Raw genomic sequence first — 17,451 nt, forward strand, 5'->3', positions numbered from 1 at the left:
GGAGAAAGGCGCTTTCCTTTCCTTAGGCAATGGGTCGTTTAGCGGAAAGGGAAGCCCGTGGCACAGAGGGTGCAGGTCATTCTTGAAGACGATCTCGATGGCGGTTCGGCGGACGAGACGGTGACGTTCGCGCTCGACGGCGTTGCCTACGAGATCGACCTGAAGAGCGCCAACGCGGACAAGCTGCGCGGTCTGCTGGCGCCCTACGTGGAGAAGGGCCGCAAGCAGAGCGGCCGGCTCGCCGGCTCCCGCCGTCCGGGCCGCGGCGCGGCGGCGCGGCCGTCCGGCAGCGCTCCCGACACCGCGAAGATCCGCGCGTGGGCCAAGGAGCAGGGCATGGACGTCAACGACCGCGGTCGGGTGCCGAGCACCGTCCGCGAGGCCTACGACAAGGCCAACGTGTCCTGACCCCGGCGCCGCCCGCCCGCCGGAGCGGATGCGGGGCCCCGGCTGCCGCGTACGGCGCCGACGACACACGCGCGGGGCGCGGAGGGAACACCTCCGCGCCCCGCGGCGCGCACCCGGCCGACCGTGGAGCCGGGGGCCGGTCCGGGGCGACCGGCCGGCCCGGCGGGCTCGGGCGGCGGAACAATCACGAGCTGTGCAACGCTGTAGGAGCGAAGCGGTAACGCGGACACCCCGGGATGGCGTACGACCGACCCGGCCGCCGTTGAACCACCGTCACCGCGGCCCGACTTCTCGCCAGGCGAACACCGCCACCGCGGAAACTGCGCGAGAAGCACCCCGATACCGGGTATGAATGCGGGTGGACGGTTCTTCGACCCGTCCAGGGGCAGCATGTTCGACCGGCCGAAGAGGGTCCGGCTCCGCCCCGGCGGCTCTTGTTCGCCGATGGCGTAGCGGTTTCCGGTGCATCCGGCCCACCTGTGGGAACACCGATTCCCAGCATCAGGTTGGGATTGGTGTCGGCTGGTCGCGCAGCATCTCGCTCCTCTACCGGGGAGTGAATCCGTGGGCCGCGCCGCTGAGCGGGACTAGCATGCGGAAGGACAGGGCGGGGACGGACCCCGAACTGCCCGACCGCTCTGAGGAGCGATAAACGATGTTCGAGAGGTTCACCGACCGCGCGCGGCGGGTTGTCGTCCTGGCTCAGGAAGAAGCCCGGATGCTCAACCACAACTACATCGGCACCGAGCACATCCTCCTGGGTCTGATCCACGAGGGCGAGGGCGTCGCCGCCAAGGCCCTGGAGAGCCTCGGGATTTCCCTTGAGGCCGTGCGCCAGCAGGTCGAGGAGATCATCGGCCAGGGCCAGCAGGCCCCGTCCGGTCACATTCCCTTCACCCCCCGGGCGAAGAAGGTCCTGGAGCTGTCGCTCCGGGAGGCCCTGCAGCTCGGCCACAACTACATCGGCACCGAGCACATCCTGCTCGGCCTGATCCGCGAGGGCGAGGGCGTCGCCGCCCAGGTCCTGGTCAAGCTGGGTGCCGACCTCAACCGGGTGCGCCAGCAGGTCATCCAGCTGCTCTCCGGCTACCAGACCAGCGGCGGCAAGGAGTCGGCCACGGCCGGCGGGCCCGCCGAGGGCACCCCGTCGACCTCGCTGGTCCTGGACCAGTTCGGGCGCAACCTCACCCAGGCCGCCCGCGAGGCCAAGCTCGACCCGGTCATCGGGCGCGAGAAGGAGATCGAGCGGGTCATGCAGGTGCTGTCCCGCCGCACCAAGAACAACCCGGTCCTGATCGGTGAGCCCGGCGTCGGCAAGACCGCCGTGGTCGAGGGCCTGGCGCAGGCGATCGTCAAGGGCGAGGTCCCGGAGACGCTCAAGGACAAGCAGCTCTACACGCTGGACCTGGGCGCCCTGGTGGCCGGCTCGCGTTACCGCGGTGACTTCGAGGAGCGCCTGAAGAAGGTGCTCAAGGAGATCCGCACCCGCGGCGACATCATCCTGTTCATCGACGAGCTGCACACCCTGGTCGGCGCGGGCGCCGCCGAGGGCGCCATCGACGCCGCCAGCATCCTCAAGCCGATGCTGGCCCGCGGCGAGCTGCAGACCATCGGTGCCACCACCCTGGACGAGTACCGCAAGCACCTGGAGAAGGACGCCGCGCTGGAGCGCCGCTTCCAGCCGATCCAGGTCGCCGAGCCCTCGCTGCCGCACACCATCGAGATCCTCAAGGGTCTGCGCGACCGCTACGAGGCCCACCACCGGGTCTCCATCACGGACGCCGCCCTGGTCGCCGCCGCCACCCTGGCCGACCGGTATATCTCGGACCGCTTCCTGCCGGACAAGGCGATCGACCTGATCGACGAGGCCGGCTCCCGGATGCGCATCCGCCGGATGACCGCGCCGCCGGACCTGCGCGAGTTCGACGAGAAGATCGCCGACGTGCGCCGCGAGAAGGAGAGCGCGATCGACGCGCAGGACTTCGAGAAGGCCGCGTCCCTGCGCGACGACGAGAAGCAGCTCCTGCAGGCCAAGGCCAAGCGCGAGAAGGAGTGGAAGGCCGGCGACATGGACGTCGTCGCGGAGGTCAACGAGGAGCTCATCGCCGAGGTCCTGGCCACCGCCACCGGCATCCCGGTCTTCAAGCTGACCGAGGAGGAGACCTCCCGGCTGCTGCGCATGGAGGACGAGCTGCACAAGCGCGTCATCGGCCAGAAGGACGCCATCAAGGCGCTCTCCCAGGCCATCCGGCGCACCCGGGCGGGCCTCAAGGACCCGAAGCGCCCCGGCGGTTCGTTCATCTTCGCCGGCCCGTCCGGCGTCGGTAAGACCGAGCTGTCCAAGACGCTCGCCGAGTTCCTCTTCGGCGACGAGGACGCGCTGATCGCGCTCGACATGTCCGAGTTCTCCGAGAAGCACACCGTCTCCCGGCTGTTCGGCTCCCCGCCCGGGTACGTGGGCTACGAGGAGGGCGGCCAGCTGACCGAGAAGGTCCGCCGCAAGCCGTTCTCGGTCGTCCTCTTCGACGAGGTCGAGAAGGCCCACCCGGACATCTTCAACTCGCTGCTGCAGATCCTGGAGGACGGTCGACTGACCGACTCCCAGGGCCGCGTGGTCGACTTCAAGAACACCGTCATCATCATGACGACCAACCTCGGCACCCGGGACATCTCCAAGGGCTTCAACCTGGGCTTCGCGGCCACGGGTGACACCCAGACCGGGTACGAGCGGATGAAGGCGAAGGTCGGCGAGGAGCTCAAGCAGCACTTCCGCCCCGAGTTCCTGAACCGCGTCGACGACATCGTGGTGTTCCACCAGCTGTCCGAGGACGACATCATCCAGATCGTCGACCTGATGATCGCCAAGGTGGACGAGCGGCTCAAGGACAAGGACATGGGCCTGGAGCTCAGCGTCGAGGCCAAGAAGCTGCTGGCCAAGCGCGGCTACGACCCGATCCTGGGTGCCCGTCCGCTGCGCCGCACCATCCAGCGCGAGATCGAGGACCACCTCTCCGAGAAGATCCTCTTCGGCGAGCTGCGGGCCGGCCACATCGTGGTCGTCGACGTGGAGGGCGAGGGCAAGGACGCCAAGTTCACCTTCCGCGGCGAGGAGAAGTCGGCCGTCGCGGACACCCCGGCCGCGGTCGCCTCGTCCGGTCCGGACCTGACGAAGTAGAGCAACACTCAACAGACAACTTCACAGCCACCGAGCCCCCGGCGTTCGCGCCGGGGGCTCGGTGCGTTCCGCGTCCCCGCCCAAGCGCCCAGGCCCGGGGTTCTCCGACCGACCGTCAGCTGACGGAAAATCGGCGAGCATAGCGCCGTGCCCATGTCAGGGTCAAGGTCTATCTTTTCCAGCAACGCTTCGGTCAAATGACGTCCACCTGTCTTTCATATTGGTTTACCGAGCTTTGGCCAAGTGTCGGCTCGGTCGGGGAGGGCGTCACAACGTTGAAGACCACCAGGAGGGCCGCCGCGGTCACCACCGCGGCGGCGGTCATAGTCACGCTCGGCGCGGGCCTGCTCCCGAGCAGCGCCGCCGCGGCCGGCTCGGCACCGGTTCCGAAGGACCCCGCCGACGCCGTCCAGGCCGTCAACACCGAGCACAACATCCCGGGCCCGCTGACCGCCAAGGTCGAGGCCGAGAAGAAGGCGGCCACCGAGCAGCTGCTCAACGGCACCGCCCAGGTCGAGCAGCACAACGGCAGCACCAGCGTGAAGCTCGGCAGGGACAAGTACGTCGAGCTCGCCCGTGAGCGCACCGACAAGATCTTCACGATCCTGGTCGACTTCGGCGACCAGGTCGACAGCACCACCAAGACCGCCGACGGCAAGGTCAAGTACGGCGGCGAGCCCGGCCCCAAGCACAACGAGATCGCGGCGCCGGACCGCGCCACGAACAACTCGACCGCCTGGCAGGCCGACTACAACCAGCAGCACTACCAGGACCTGTACTTCGCCAAGGACAAGCCCTCGCTGAAGACCTTCTACGAGAAGCAGTCCTCGGGCCGCTACTCGGTCGACGGCGTGGTCTCGGACTGGGTCCGGGTGCCGTGGAACGAGGCCCGGTACGGCTCCGACTACTGCGGCTCCAACGTCTGCGCCAGCGCCCAGGACCTGATCCGCGACGCCGTCGACATCTGGTACAAGGACCAGCTGGCGAAGGGTCAGACCGAAGCCCAGATCAAGGCGACCCTGGCCCAGTACGACCAGTGGGACCGCTACGGCTCGCACCACGACGGGAACTTCAACCAGCCCGACGGGTACATCGACCACTTCCAGATCGTGCACGCCGGTGAGGACAAGTCGGCCGGTGGCGGCAAGCAGGGCAGCAAGGCCCTGTGGGCCCACCGCTCCTACGTCTACGGCAACCTGACGGGCCAGGCCGGCCCCGACGGCAACAAGCTGGGCGGCGTCCAGGTCGGCAACACCGGCTTCTGGATCGGCGACTACACGATGCAGCCGGAGAACGGCGGCCTCGGCGTCTTCGCCCACGAATACGGCCACGACCTCGGTCTGCCGGACCTCTACGACACCGCCGGCAAGGGCATCGACAACTCGGTCGGCTTCTGGTCGCTGATGTCCTCCGGTTCCTGGCTCGGCGAGGGCAAGGACAGCATCGGCGACATGCCGGACGACCTCGACGCCTGGAGCAAGTACCAGCTCGGCTGGCTCAAGGCCGACCGTGCCAAGGCCGGCACCGAGTCGACCCACCACATCGGCCCGGTGGAGTACAACTCCAACCTGCCGCAGGCGCTCATCGTCGACCTGCCGAAGAAGAGCATCACCACCGACATCAACAAGCCCTTCGCGGGCAACAGCGAGTGGTGGAGCGGCAGCGCCGACAACCTGAACGTCACGCTGACCCGGGACATCGACCTGACCGGCAAGACCAAGGCCAGCATCAACGCCAAGGCCTGGTACGAGCTGGAGCAGGACTTCGACTACGCCTTCGGCGAGGTCTCCACCGACGGCGGCAAGACCTGGACCGTCGTGGACGGCACCTGGAACGGCGCCGCGCTCCCCAAGGCGAACGGCCGCCCGGCCCTCAGCGGCCTCACCGCCGCCTGGGGCGACCTGTCCTTCAACCTGGACGCCTACGCCGGCAAGAAGATCCAGTTCCGCTACCACAACACCACCGACGGCGGCCTGCACTACCGCGGCTTCGCGGTGGACGACATCTCGGTGACCGCCGACGGCGCCACCGTGTTCAGCGACGACGTGGAGAACGGCGACAACGGCTGGACCGCCGCCGGCTTCACCCGCTTCGGCGGCTCGTACACCAAGGACTACGCGCAGTACTACATCGCGGAGAACAAGCAGTACGTGTCGTTCGACCAGACGCTGAAGACCGGCCCGTACAACTTCGGCTCCGCCAGCAAGCCCAACTGGGTCGAGCACTACTCCTACCAGCCCGGTCTGCTGATCTGGTACTGGGACGAGTCTCAGACCGACAACAACGTCAGCGCCCACCCGGGCCACGGCCTGGTCCTGCCGGTCGACTCGCACCCGACTCCGATGAAGTGGTCGGACGGCACCCTGATGCGTCCGCGCATGCAGGGCTTTGACTCCACCTTCGGCTCGCGTCGCGTCCCGGCGCTGACCCTGCACAAGGCGGACGTCGAGACGGTCATCCCGAAGTCCAAGGGCGTCGACGAGTTCTCCGACCTGAAGTCCTGGTGGTCGAAGGACAACCCGTACGCGGGTGTCGACGTGCCGAAGACCGGCACCAGCATCGAGGTCGAGAACGAGTCCGCGAACTACCTGGAGACCTGGATCCGGGTCCGCCCGGTCGACAACTGATCGTCCTGACGATCGGGCCGTGATCGCACGGCACTGAAGTCTCCACGTCCGGCCCGCCCCCGCACTCGCGCGGGGGCGGGCCGGACGCTTTCGCGGCGCCCTGCCGACGGCCGGACCCGGTCACCGGGGGGCCGAGCTCACCCGGCGTTCCAGGCCGGACAGGGCCCAGCCGCTCAGCCGGCCGTCCGGGCCGGGTGGCTGATCCGGCCGCCGATCTCCAGCGCGACCGTGCGGGCGGCCTCCAGCGCCTCGTCCAAGTCGGCCACCGGCACCTTCTCGCCCCACACGTTCTCGGCGGGGACGGGGTCCTTGCCGTCCTGCTGGAGCAGGAACATCGACGAGTGGATGGTGAACAGCGTCATCGCGGCGCGCAGCCGGTCCTGGAAGCTCGCCTCCGGCCCGTGGACCAGCTGCATCATGGTGATGATCCGCTCCTTGAAGGCCAGTCCGGCCGGGGACTCCCGGAGCGCGGGCTGGTTCTCGTGGAAGAAGCGCAGCAGCGGGGCCCGCTCGGCCATCCCGTCCGCGAAGCGGCGGATCAGCTCGTCGCGCGTCTGCGGGCTCCAGTCCTGCTCGCGGCCCCACGCGATGGTCTCGTCGATCGGTGCGGACATCCGCTCGACGATGCCCAGGACGATGTCGTCCTTGGTCTTGAAGTGGTAGTAGAGCGCGGCCTTGGTGACGCCCAGTCGGTCGGCGATCTCGCGCAGTGAGGTCTGCTCGTAGCCCTGCTCCGAGAAGAGCTCCAACGACACCTCGATGATGCGAGCCCGGGTGTCGCTGCGGGGGCTGTGCGGAGTGCCCATGGCCTGCCTCATGACTGCGTCGGTGACTGCTGCGGACTCCAGGGTGGCGTCCGCCCCGGGCCCCATTCTCCCTGCCCAGGGGGCCGGCATGAAAACTGGCTTGACGACCGGCTAGGAAACAACTTACCGTGCCGACGATCGATAAACTAGCCGGGCGACAAGTAAGTGAGCCGCCACCCGGCGCGACGCTCGTCCGAACACCTCCGGGAGACCCACCCCATGTCACAGTCCAAGACCGCCGGCCCGGTACCGGAGGACAAGACGGCCGAGGAGGAACAGCCGCGGTCACCCCGCGAGATCCGCCTCGTGATGGTCGGCTTGGTCGTCACGATGCTGCTGGCCATGCTCGACAACCTGATCGTCGGCACCGCGATGCCGACCATCGTCGGTGACCTCGGCGGCGCCGAGCACCTGTCCTGGGTCGTCACCGCGTACACCCTGGCCATGGCCGCCTCCACCCCGATCTGGGGCAAGCTCGGCGACCTGTACGGCCGCAAGGGCAGCTTCCTGACCTCGATCGTGATCTTCCTGGTGGGCTCGGCGCTGTCCGGCCTGTCGCAGAACATGAACGAGCTGATCGGCTTCCGCGCCCTGCAGGGCCTGGGCGCCGGCGGTCTGATGGTCGGCGTCATGTCGATCATGGGCGCGCTCGTCCCGCCGCGCGACCGCGGCAAGTACCAGGGCATGTTCGCCGCCGTGATGGCCCTCGCCACCATCGGCGGCCCGCTGGTCGGCGGTTTCATCACGGACCACCTGAGCTGGCACTGGACCTTCTACATCAACCTGCCGCTCGGCGTGATCGCGCTCGCCGTGGTCATCGTCACCCTGAAGCTGCCGAAGGTCCGCAACAACGCCCGGATCGACTACCCGGGCGCCGTGCTGCTCACCGTCGGCATCACCTCGCTCGTGCTGATCACCACCTGGGGCGGCCAGCAGTACGCCTGGGGCTCCAAGGAGATCCTCGGCCTGGCGGCGCTCGCCATCGCCTCGCTGATCGCGTTCTGCTACGTCGAGCAGCGGGCCCAGGAGCCGATGCTGCCGCTGAGCCTGTTCCGGAACCTGAACTTCACGCTGGTCTCGATCATCGGCTTCATCGTCGGCTTCGTGATGTTCGGCTCGACCGTCTTCCTCCCGCTCTACCAGCAGATAGTCCAGGGCGCCTCGGCGACCAACTCCGGCCTGCTGCTGATGCCGATGATGTTCGGCATGCTGGTCGTGTCGCTGGTGGTCGGCCAGGCCGTCACCAAGACCGGCAAGTACCGGATCTTCCCGATCATCGGCACCATCGTGATGGCCGGCGGCCTGGTCCTGCTCTCCACCATGGGCACCGAGACCAGCAGCTTCACCTCGGCCTGCTGGATGGTCGTGCTCGGCGCCGGCATGGGCTTCCTGATGCAGATCACCATGCTGGTCGCGCAGAACAGCGTCGAGCTCAAGGACATGGGCGTGGCCAGCTCCACCGCCACCCTGTTCCGCACCATCGGCGGTTCCTTCGGTGTCGCGCTGTTCGGCGCGCTGTTCAACAACCGGGTGAAGGACACCATGGGCGAGCTGACGGCCGGGAAGATGCCGCCGGGCGGCATGAAGGACCCGGGCCAGATGAGCCCGGCCGCCCTGCGCCAGCTGGACCCGGGCATCCAGGACGCCTACCACCACGCGGTGTCCAACGGCATCCACACCGTCTTCCTGTGGGCCGCCGGGGTGGCCGTGATCGCCATCGCCGCCGCGGTGTTCCTGCGCGAGGTGCCGCTGCGCGGCGCCGGCAAGGGCGAGCAGCCGGCCGAGGCCTCGCTGGAGGCGGCGGCGGTCTGACGGTCCTGCCACGCACGGCGCCCCCGGGAGGCTTCGGGCCTTCCGGGGGCGCCGTCGTCGTGTTCGCGCGGCCTACTGGGGCAGTCGGTAGACGCCCTGCTCGACCGGTTCGACCAGGCCGTCGGCGACCAGGCCGTCCAGGGCCCGGGCACGCTGCACCGCGTCCGGCCAGACGGCGTCCAGCCGGGCCTGCGGCACCGTGCCGTGCGCCTCGCGCAGCACCGCGAGCAGCTTGCCGCGCACCTGCCGGTCCGTCCCCTCGTAGGTCTGACCGCGCCGGGCCGGGCCCTCGTACGGCGGGCGGCCGGCCCGCTGCCAGGCACAGGCGGTGAACAGCGGGCAGTCCCCGCACTCCGGGCCGCGGGCGGTGCAGACCAGCGCGCCCAGCTCCATCACGCCGACCGCCCAGGTGGCGGCCGTCCCGGCGTCCTCGGGCAGCAGCGCGGTCGCGGTGCGGCGCTCGGCGGCGGTGGTGGCGGTGGCCGGGTACTCGACGCCGGTCACGGCGCGGGCGAAGACCCGGCGGACGTTGGTGTCCAGCACCACGTGCCGCTGGCGGAAGGCGAAGGAGGCGACCGCGGCGGCGGTGTACTCCCCCACCCCGGGCAGCGAGAGCAGCGTGGCGTGGTCGTCCGGGACCTCGCCGCCGTGCTCCTCGGTGATCGCCACGGCGGCCGCGTGCAGCCGCAGCGCGCGGCGCGGGTAGCCCAGCCGGCCCCACATCCGGACCGCCTCGCCGGGCGCCTCGGCGGCGAGGTCGGCGGGGGCGGGCCAGCGGGTGAGCCAGGCCCGCCAGGCGGGCAGCACCCGCTTCACCGGGGTCTGCTGGAGCATGAACTCGCTCACCATGACCGCCCAGGGCGTCGCGTCCGGGGTCCGCCAGGGCAGGTCGCGCTTGCTGGCCTCGTACCAGTCGATGACGGTCGAGTGCAGCAGCGGCAGGGGCATCGGCAGCGCGGGGGCTTCGGTGAGGGTGATGGCAGTCATGGCCCTTCGATCCTCCCACGGCCGGTGGACGCGGCCGAAGTGGAGGATTGTGTTCCGGTTGGGGCGAAATGGCCCGGAAGTCCGGGTTCAGCAGCTCCCTCGAACGGATCAAATGGCGGATCATGTGAAAGAAGGGGCGACTGTGCGGTGTTGGTGAGTCAATCGCCACACACAGTCTCGTAGAGTTTGATCGTGCCCTCTCTGCGTCAACCCGTGGGACCGCTGCCGGCCTCGATCTACTGGCGTCGGCGCGTCGTCGTGCTCGTCGCCGTCGCGGCGGTCGTCGCCCTGATCGCCTGGCTGATGACCGATCAGGGCGGGGGCGGTGACGGCGGATCATCGAGCAAGGCCGCCCAGGCCGCACCGCCCCAGTCCGAGAGCCAGACGCCCGCTCAGGCGATCACGCCCGGCGCCTCGCCGAGCGGCCCCGCGGCGCACCCCGCCACCGGCGGCACCGGCAGCGGGCCGGTGGTCAGCGGCGGCGGCAGCGAGGTCGGCCTCAGCGGAGGCGGCACCGGCGGTGGTGCCGGCGGCGCTGGTGGTGCCGGTGGCGCAGGTGGGACCGGTGGCGGCAACCCGGCGCCGGCGGGCGGGACCGGCGGCTCGGGCGGCACTCCGGCGGTGAACACCCCCGAGGTGATGGCACTTCCGGTCTGCTCCTCCTCGCAGGTCGCCCTGGAGCTGGCGGGCACCCAGAACTCGTACCAGCCCAAGGACAAGCCGAAGCTGGCCCTGACGGTCAAGAACTCCTCCGGCGCCAACTGCCGGGTGGACCTGGGCCGCACCGCCTCGGTGATCACGGTCAGCAGCGGCACCAACAACGACCGGGTCTGGTCCTCCGGCGACTGCCCGCCCGACAAGGGCAGCATCTGGGTGCAGATCCCGGCGAACGGCAGCCAGACCGAGACCTTCACCTGGGACCGCAGCCGCAGCAAGCCGCAGTGCGCCACCGCCGACCAGACGGCACCGGCGAACGGCACGTACGTGGTGCTCGCGGAGCTCACCGGGCTCTCCGGCGACAAGGTGTCGGCACGGACCTCGATCCGGCTGGACAACTGAGCGCACGTCAGTTCCGCGCGGAGCCCCCGACCGTGGTGTGGTCGGGGGCTCCGGCGTTGTGCGTCGCGATCGGGCCGGAACGCGGGACGACCCCGGGGAAGCGCCCCCGACGGATTCCGCAGCCCCGGGGGCCGTCCGTGGTCTGTCGCGCGTCGGGTCAGACGTAGCGCTCCAGGATGGACGATTCGGCAAGGCGGGACAGGCCCTCGCGGACCGAGCGGGCGCGGGTCTCGCCGACGCCCTCGACCGTCTGCAGGTCGTCGATGCTGGCGGCGAGCAGCTTCTGCAGACCGCCGAAGTGCTCGACCAGGCGCTCTATCACCGTGTTGGGCAGGCGCGGGATCTTCGCCAGCAGGCGGTAGCCGCGCGGGGAGACGGCGGCGTCCAGGGACTCCGGCGAGCCGGAGTAGCCGAGCGCCTTGGCGACCGTCTGCAGGTCCAGCAGCTCGGCGTGGGTGAGCGCCTCCAGGTCGGCCAGCACCTCGGTGACCGTCCGGCCCTTCTTGGCGGCGCGCTCCGGGAAGTAGTCCCGGGCGACCAGTTCGCGTTCCGGCTCCACGCCCGCGATCAGCTCGTCCAGCTGGAGCGAGAGCAGGCGGCCGTCGATGCCGAGCTCCAGCACGTAGCCGGCGATCTCGGTGGCGATCAGCCGGACCATCTCCAGGCGCTGGGCCACGGCGGTGACGTCCCGGACCGTCACCAGGTCCTCGATCTCCAGCGCGGAGAGCGTGCCGGCCACCTCGTCCAGGCGCAGCTTGTAGCGCTCCAGGGTGGCCAGCGCCTGGTTGGCGCGGGACAGGACGGTGGTGGAGTCCTCCAGCACCCGGCGGGTGCCGTTGACGTACATGGCGATCAGCCGCATCGAGTGCGAGACCGCGACCACCGGGTAGCCGGTCTGCCGGTTGACCCGCTCGGCGGTGCGGTGCCGGGTGCCGGTCTCGTCGGTGGGGATGGTGGAGTCCGGCATCAGGTGGACACCGGCCCGGACGATCTTGGTGATGTCCTTGTCCAGCACCACCGCCCCGTCGAGCTTGCACAGCTCGCGCAGCCGGGTCGCGCTGAACTCGACGTCCAGCACGAAGCCGCCGGTGCACAGGGACTCGACGGTCTTGTCGAAGCCCAGCACGATCAGGCCGCCGGTGTTGGCCCGCAGGACCCGTTCCAGGCCGTCACGAAGCGCGGTACCGGGCGCGATGGCGGTGAGGGAGGCCCGCAGCAGGGCCTCCTCACGGGAGGCCTTGTCCGCCCCCCGGTCGCTGGCTGCCACGTGACTCCTCCGGTCGACCCCGTGCCGCGCGCCTCGCGCCGTGCGCCGGTCCGCGGTCTGTTGCTCTGTCGCTCAGTACCGCTCGGTACTGCCTTCTGGCCAATGAGACTGGGGAGAGTCTAACTGCGTGCGGCTTCGGCAGGGCTTGGGTCAGCGCAGTTCGTCGGAGTCGAGCGGCTCCCAGCCGTCCATCAGCTCCTCCGGGTACGCCGGGACCTTCGCCGCGCGGGGCGCCGGCGGGGCCGACGGGACCTCACCACGCCCCTCGCCGCGCGGCTTGGCCGGGGCCCGGCGACGGCCCGGGATGGCCCGCAGCGCCTCGCCGATGTCGGCCACCTCGACCACCTTCATGCCCGGCGGCACCTTGCCCGGGTCCGGCGGGACCAGGGCGTGGGTGAAGCCCAGCCGGTGCGCCTCGGCGAGCCGGCGCTGCACACCCGTCACCCGCCGCACCTCGCCCGCCAGGCCGACCTCGCCGATCGCCACCAGGTTGCTGGGCAGCGGGGTGTCGGTGGAGGAGCTGGCCACCGCGAGCGCGACCGCGAGGTCCGCCGAGGGCTCGGTCAGCTTCACTCCGCCGACCGTCGCGGTGTAGATGTCCTGCTTGCCGAGCTTCACCCCGCCGTGCCGCTCGACCACGGCCAGGATCATCGCGATCCGGGGCGATTCCAGGCCCGAGGTCGTCCGGCGCGGGGAGGGGATCTGCGAATCCACCATCAGCGCCTGCACCTCGGCCACCAGCGGGCGCTTGCCCTCCAGGGTGACGGTGAGGCAGGTGCCCGGGACGGGCTTGTCACGCCTGGTCAGGAAGAGGCCGGAGGGATCGGCCAGGCCGACGATGCCCTCGTCGTGCAGCTCGAAGCAGCCCACCTCGTCGGTGGCGCCGTAGCGGTTCTTGACCCCGCGGATGAGCCGCAGCCGCGCGTGCCGGTCGCCCTCGAAGCTCAGCACCACGTCCACCAGGTGCTCCAGCAGGCGCGGGCCGGCGATCTGGCCGTCCTTGGTGACGTGGCCGACCAGCAGGGTGGCCATGCCGCGCTCCTTGGACGCCCGGATCAGCGCGCCCGCCACCTCGCGGACCTGGGCCGGGCCGCCGGGGGCGCCGTCCAGCTCGGCGGAGGCGATGGTCTGCACCGAGTCCAGGATCAGCAGGCCGGGGTTGACCGCCTCGATGTGCCCGAGCACCGCGCCGAGGTCCTGCTCGGCGGCGAGGTAGAGGTGCTCGGAGAGGGCGTTGATCCGGTCGGCGCGCAGCCGGACCTGGCCGGCCGACTCCTCGCCGGTGACGTAGAGCGTGCGGTGCTGCCCGGTGGCCGCCTTGGCGGCGACGTCCAGCAACAGGGTGGACTTGCCGACGCCGGGCTCGCCGGCCAGCAGCACCACCGCGCCGGGGACCAGGCCGCCGCCGAGCACCCGGTCCAGCTCCGGCACGCCCGTCGAACGGGCCGTCGCGACCTGGCCGTCCACCTGGGCGATCGGGCGGGCCGGCGCGCTGACCGGGCCGGCGGCGGTGGTGCGGATCGGCACCGCGCCGTACTCCTCGACCGTGCCCCAGGCATTGCACTCCGGGCAGCGGCCGACCCACTTGGGCAGCTGGTTGCCGCACTCGGTGCAGCGGTAGGCCGGGCGCGGCTTGGCGGTGGTCTTGGAACGCGGAGGCATGCGGCCCACGGTAGTGCCTGGGTGTGACAGCCGTGGTCCGCGACCGGACGCGCCGCGCGTCCACACACATGGGCGATGTTGTTACCCGAAAGAAGTACAGACCCGGCGATTGGCGGGGGCGGGCGGCCCGTTGTCCCTACCGTCGGACGGGTGACAACGCGAACTGTTGGGCCCGTCGGGGCGCCGGACGCCGTACTCGCGGCGTACGACCGGCAGGTGGACGGCCTGTTCACCTACTGCCTCTCGGTGCTGTGCGAACACGACGCGGCCGCCGACGCCCTGCGCGAGGTCCGCGAACTGGCCCGGCGGCACGGCGCCCGGCTGGCCGAACCCGGGCTGGTGCGGGCCTGGCTGTTCTCGCTGGCCCGGTACTGCTGCCTGCGGCGGCTGACGGACGGGGCGGGTGGGTCGGGTCGGGCGACTGGCCGGGCGGGGGTCGCCCCCGGGGCGGAGTCCGGGGCGGGGCTGAGCGAGGCCGAGGCGGTCCGGCGGCGACGTGAGCTGGCCTCGCTGGCCTGGCCGGAGGCTGCCGGTACGGACCCGGAGCAGCGCGAGGCGCTCGAGCTGTCCGCCCGGCACCGGCTGACCCCGCTGGAGGTGGCGGCCGTCCTCGGCCTGCCGTTCGAGCGGACCCGCGAGCTGCTCGGCGCCGCCGAGGCCGAGGTGGCCCGGACCAGGGCGGCGCTGCTGGTGCTCGGGGTGGGCAGCTGCCCCGAGCTGGACCGGCTGGGCGGGGCCGGGGCGGAGTCCTGGCGGGACTGGGTGCTCGGCCCGGCGCTGCGGCGGGAGCTGGTGCAGCACGTGCTGGACTGCCCGACCTGCCGGGGGACGGCGGAGCGGGTGTCCGCCGGGGAGGCGGCGGAGGGCGCGGCGGGGCTGTCGGGGCTGCCGCTGCTGACGGCACCGCCCTCGGTGGGCGGGGTTTCCGCCTCGGTGGGCGGGGTGACGTCGTCGGTGGGGGTGGCGGGGCGACGGGGGGCGGTGGCGGCCGAGCCCGGGCTGCGGTTCGACCACGGCGGCTTCCCCCGGCACCGGGCGCCCGACGCGGGCCGGGGGCTGGCGGTCCGGCGGCGGGTGGTGACCACCGGGGTGCTCGCGGCCGTCCTGGCGGCGCCGGTGGTCGCGCTGTGGGCCGGGCACCGGGGCGGTGCTGGGGCGGGGTCGGCGGCCTCGGTCTCGGCGGTGCGGGTGGACGAGGCCGGGCGGGACTCCGGGCAGCAGCCGTCGCGATCGTGGGCGGCGGGGGCCGGGGCGGATGCGGGCGCGGGGAAGCCGGGGCTGGAGCTGGCGGGTACGGGGGCCGAGGGTGCGGGCGGCGTCGGTGGCGTGGATGCAGAAACGTTGCTTCCCGGTTTTCCGCGGCTGACCTTCCAGGGACCGGCGGTCCCGGTACCGGGCCGGGGCGCGACCCCGCTCGGCAGCCCGGCCCTGGTCGCCGCCCCGGCCCCCGCGGTCGAACGGGCCCCCGCCTCCGGTGCGGCCGACCCGGCTCCGGCCGGGCTACTCACCGTCGAGGCCGCGGAGTACGGCAGCCGCACGGTGCTCACCCTCACCAACTCCGGTACCACGGAGATCCGTTGGCGCGCCGCGACGGGCGCCGGCTGGCTCCGCCTCAGCCGTGACTCGGGAACGCTGGCACCCGGGCAGCGGATCACCGTGATCGTCACCGTGGACGAGGACCTCGCGCCCACCACCCACTGGACCGCCCGGATCGCACTGCCGCCCTCGCAGGCGGTGGTCGCCCTGGAGGGCGGACCTGCGAGCCGGGGCGGGTCCGCGTCCTCCTCGGCGGAGCCCTCGCCGGGACCCTCGCCGGCACCGACCGGGGGGCCGACGGCCTCGGCTACGGCTACGGCTACGCCGACCTCGACGCCGAGCCGGACGGGCACGCCGTCGCCGACGGGGTCGGGGGCGCCGTCACCCTCCGGATCACCGACCGGCACGGCGACGCCCTCGGCGACTCCGACGGGCAGCACCTCCCCGCGCCCGACGGGTGCGGCGTCGGCGCCGGGGCGGTAGGAGGGCCCGACTTCCGCTGCGCGCCCGGTGGGTGGGCGACTTCGGTGGCGCGTGGAAGGGCGCGCGCGGGCTCCGGGTCGAGATGTCCCCGCCGACCGGCCGGGGGACGGCGCCAGGGCGGTAGGAGGGCCCGACTGCCGCCGTGCGCCCGACGGGTGGGCGACGGAGGTGGCACGCGGAAGGGCACTCACGGGCTCGAGGAGGGCCCCGGCGGTCGGCCGGGGGCGGCGGCTCGGGGCGGCCGGGGCGTCAGGTGCGGTGGATCGGGGGGATCTGGTAGGTGCCGTCCAGTACGGACGGCTTGGGGCGGTAGAGGCGGATGATCGGGCGGAATTCGCCGAGGGGAGTGGGCAGCCAGTTGGCGGCGGCGGTGGGGTCGTCGGGCTGGTCGTGTTGGAGGGTGAGGGTCAGCGAGCCGTCCGGGGCGTAGACCAGGCCGCGGGTGCGGTCGCCGATGGAGTAGCGGTTGATGGGGTTCTCGACCAGGTAGTAGTCGGGCACCGAGTACATGGTGACGGACCAGAAGGCCTCGGCCGGCGGGGGCTGTTCGAAGCGGAGGGTGTAGCTGTTGGCACCGGTGAGCGGGCGGCCGTCGGAGTCGTCGTAGGTCACCGCGTACGAGGCCTCGTAGGCGTGGTTGCCCCAGAGGCCGGCGCGGGCGGCGGCGGCGCGGCTGAGGTAGGCGGCGCGGCGGTCGGGGATGCGCCACTCGGGGTCGTCCAGGGTGCCGGGGCCCAGGTGGTCGAGGTTGTAGTCGAAGAGGTGGAGCGCGGAGCGCCACTCGCCGGGCGGGTGCTCCTCGGGCGGGCGGGTGGCGTCCTCGACCCGTTCGCGTCCGGCGGCCAGGCCCTTGGCGAGTGCGAGGGTCCACTCCGCGGCGGCCGCGCGGTACGGGGAGGTGCCGTCGTCCAGCAGGCCGAGCGGGGCGAAGCGGCGCTGGTACTCGACGTCGGGGGTGGCCGGCGGGAAGGCCTGCATCCACACCCGCAGGCGCTCGAAGAAGGCCAGCCGCTCGGGGACGTCCGGGTCGGGCTCGGGCAGTCCGGCGACCAGGCCGCCGGGCTCCAGCGGTTCCAGGAGGAGTCCGGCCTGCAGCGTCTTGACCCGGGGCAGGTCGCTCGGGCCGTTGCAGGCGAAGCGGCCGACGATGGTGCCGACGGTGGTGGGCAGTTCGATCACCCGGTCCGGGTCCGGCGCGGTGCCGTGCCAGTCGGGCGGGACGACCAGCCAGGTCTGGGCGTCGGTGCCGGTGGCGCGGCTGCCGAGGTAGGCGACGTTGTCCGTCCAGGCGCCGATGAACTGCAGCACGTAGTAGGCGCCGGCGGTGTCCGGGACGTGCAGCAGCTGCGGGCCCTCGGAGAGGTCGAGCTGGGCGATCGAGTAGATCGTGTCGTTGTTGACCGAGACGAACTGGTCGCCCGGGCCGGCCAGCCGGGTGGCGTGGCTGAAGTGGTTGAACGGCGCCGCCGGGAGGGTGCCCAGGCCGCCCTTGGCGAAGCGCTCGACCATGGTGAGGCCGGCGACGAGCGGATAGCCGTAGACGTAGGCGTCGGCGGCCAGGGCTTCCAGCTCGGGCAGGTTCATCGGAGGGGTCCTTCATCGGGTCGGAGCCGGGTCGGTCGGGGCCGG

At 71.7% G+C, this 17,451-nt stretch carries 11 protein-coding genes; 6 read left to right on the forward strand and 5 right to left on the reverse strand.

What is annotated here, in order from left to right; translation table 11 throughout:
• Nucleotides 1-57 precede the first annotated feature (57 nt).
• From ACWCYO_RS22565 to ACWCYO_RS22575, 3 genes are all read left to right on the forward strand, one after another.
• On the forward strand, nucleotides 58-408 hold the full coding sequence (locus tag ACWCYO_RS22565; protein WP_449785200.1) for a histone-like nucleoid-structuring protein Lsr2: 351 nt from the start codon (nucleotides 58-60) through the stop codon (nucleotides 406-408).
• Between the two features lie 655 nt (nucleotides 409-1,063).
• Nucleotides 1,064-3,583 carry an ATP-dependent Clp protease ATP-binding subunit gene (locus tag ACWCYO_RS22570; RefSeq protein WP_270146220.1) on the forward strand — a complete coding sequence of 840 codons (2,520 nt, stop codon included), beginning with the start codon at nucleotides 1,064-1,066 and terminating at the stop codon, nucleotides 3,581-3,583.
• A 275-nt stretch (nucleotides 3,584-3,858) separates the two neighbouring features.
• The gene (locus tag ACWCYO_RS22575; protein ID WP_270146218.1) at nucleotides 3,859-6,210 is read left to right on the forward strand and encodes an immune inhibitor A domain-containing protein; all 2,352 of its coding nucleotides are present in this window, start codon (nucleotides 3,859-3,861) and stop codon (nucleotides 6,208-6,210) included.
• Between the two features lie 173 nt (nucleotides 6,211-6,383).
• Here the strand turns inward: ACWCYO_RS22575 and ACWCYO_RS22580 are convergent, their stop codons facing one another.
• The gene (locus ACWCYO_RS22580) at nucleotides 6,384-7,016 is read right to left on the reverse strand and encodes a TetR/AcrR family transcriptional regulator (protein WP_270146216.1); all 633 of its coding nucleotides are present in this window, start codon (nucleotides 7,014-7,016) and stop codon (nucleotides 6,384-6,386) included.
• Nucleotides 7,017-7,235: 219 nt separating this feature from the next.
• On the opposite strand from ACWCYO_RS22580, the gene ACWCYO_RS22585 reads away from it, so the two are divergent.
• Nucleotides 7,236-8,828, forward strand: coding sequence for an MDR family MFS transporter (locus tag ACWCYO_RS22585; protein WP_270146214.1), 1,593 nt, complete (start codon nucleotides 7,236-7,238; stop codon nucleotides 8,826-8,828).
• A 72-nt stretch (nucleotides 8,829-8,900) separates the two neighbouring features.
• On the opposite strand, the gene ACWCYO_RS22590 is transcribed toward ACWCYO_RS22585, so the two are convergent.
• The gene (locus ACWCYO_RS22590; RefSeq protein WP_270146212.1) at nucleotides 8,901-9,815 is read right to left on the reverse strand and encodes an HhH-GPD family protein; all 915 of its coding nucleotides are present in this window, start codon (nucleotides 9,813-9,815) and stop codon (nucleotides 8,901-8,903) included.
• 192 nt (nucleotides 9,816-10,007) lie between these two features.
• Between ACWCYO_RS22590 and ACWCYO_RS22595 the strand changes: the two genes are divergently transcribed.
• The gene (locus tag ACWCYO_RS22595; protein WP_449785201.1) at nucleotides 10,008-10,874 is read left to right on the forward strand and encodes a hypothetical protein; all 867 of its coding nucleotides are present in this window, start codon (nucleotides 10,008-10,010) and stop codon (nucleotides 10,872-10,874) included.
• Between the two features lie 157 nt (nucleotides 10,875-11,031).
• Here ACWCYO_RS22595 and disA read toward each other — a convergent pair whose 3' ends face one another.
• The gene (gene disA, locus ACWCYO_RS22600; protein ID WP_270151163.1) at nucleotides 11,032-12,090 is read right to left on the reverse strand and encodes a DNA integrity scanning diadenylate cyclase DisA; all 1,059 of its coding nucleotides are present in this window, start codon (nucleotides 12,088-12,090) and stop codon (nucleotides 11,032-11,034) included.
• Between the two features lie 201 nt (nucleotides 12,091-12,291).
• A complete protein-coding gene (gene radA / locus ACWCYO_RS22605; protein WP_270146208.1) occupies nucleotides 12,292-13,803 on the reverse strand; it encodes a DNA repair protein RadA in 1,512 nt (503 codons plus the stop codon).
• 150 nt (nucleotides 13,804-13,953) lie between these two features.
• Here radA and ACWCYO_RS22610 point away from each other — a divergent pair, with 150 nt between their 5' ends.
• Nucleotides 13,954-15,822 carry a BACON domain-containing protein gene (locus tag ACWCYO_RS22610; RefSeq protein ID WP_449785202.1) on the forward strand — a complete coding sequence of 623 codons (1,869 nt, stop codon included), beginning with the start codon at nucleotides 13,954-13,956 and terminating at the stop codon, nucleotides 15,820-15,822.
• 249 nt (nucleotides 15,823-16,071) lie between these two features.
• Here ACWCYO_RS22610 and ACWCYO_RS22615 read toward each other — a convergent pair whose 3' ends face one another.
• Nucleotides 16,072-17,406, reverse strand: a complete 1,335-nt coding sequence (locus ACWCYO_RS22615; protein ID WP_449785203.1) for a DUF1254 domain-containing protein — start codon at nucleotides 17,404-17,406, stop codon at nucleotides 16,072-16,074.
• Between the last annotated feature and the right edge of the window lie 45 nt (nucleotides 17,407-17,451).

The organism is Kitasatospora sp. NPDC001683 (assembly GCF_053596495.1).

Excerpts from the sequence above, each read along its gene's own strand:
- ACWCYO_RS22590 (WP_270146212.1), bottom strand. The coding sequence starts at position 9,815 with ATGACTGCCATCACCCTCACCGAAGCCCCCGCGCTGCCGATGCCCCTG.
- ACWCYO_RS22570 (WP_270146220.1), top strand. The coding sequence starts at position 1,064 with ATGTTCGAGAGGTTCACCGACCGCGCGCGGCGGGTTGTCGTCCTGGCT.
- ACWCYO_RS22615 (WP_449785203.1), bottom strand. The coding sequence starts at position 17,406 with ATGAACCTGCCCGAGCTGGAAGCCCTGGCCGCCGACGCCTACGTCTAC.
- radA (WP_270146208.1), bottom strand. The coding sequence starts at position 13,803 with ATGCCTCCGCGTTCCAAGACCACCGCCAAGCCGCGCCCGGCCTACCGC.
- ACWCYO_RS22585 (WP_270146214.1), top strand. The coding sequence starts at position 7,236 with ATGTCACAGTCCAAGACCGCCGGCCCGGTACCGGAGGACAAGACGGCC.
- ACWCYO_RS22580 (WP_270146216.1), bottom strand. The coding sequence starts at position 7,016 with ATGGGCACTCCGCACAGCCCCCGCAGCGACACCCGGGCTCGCATCATC.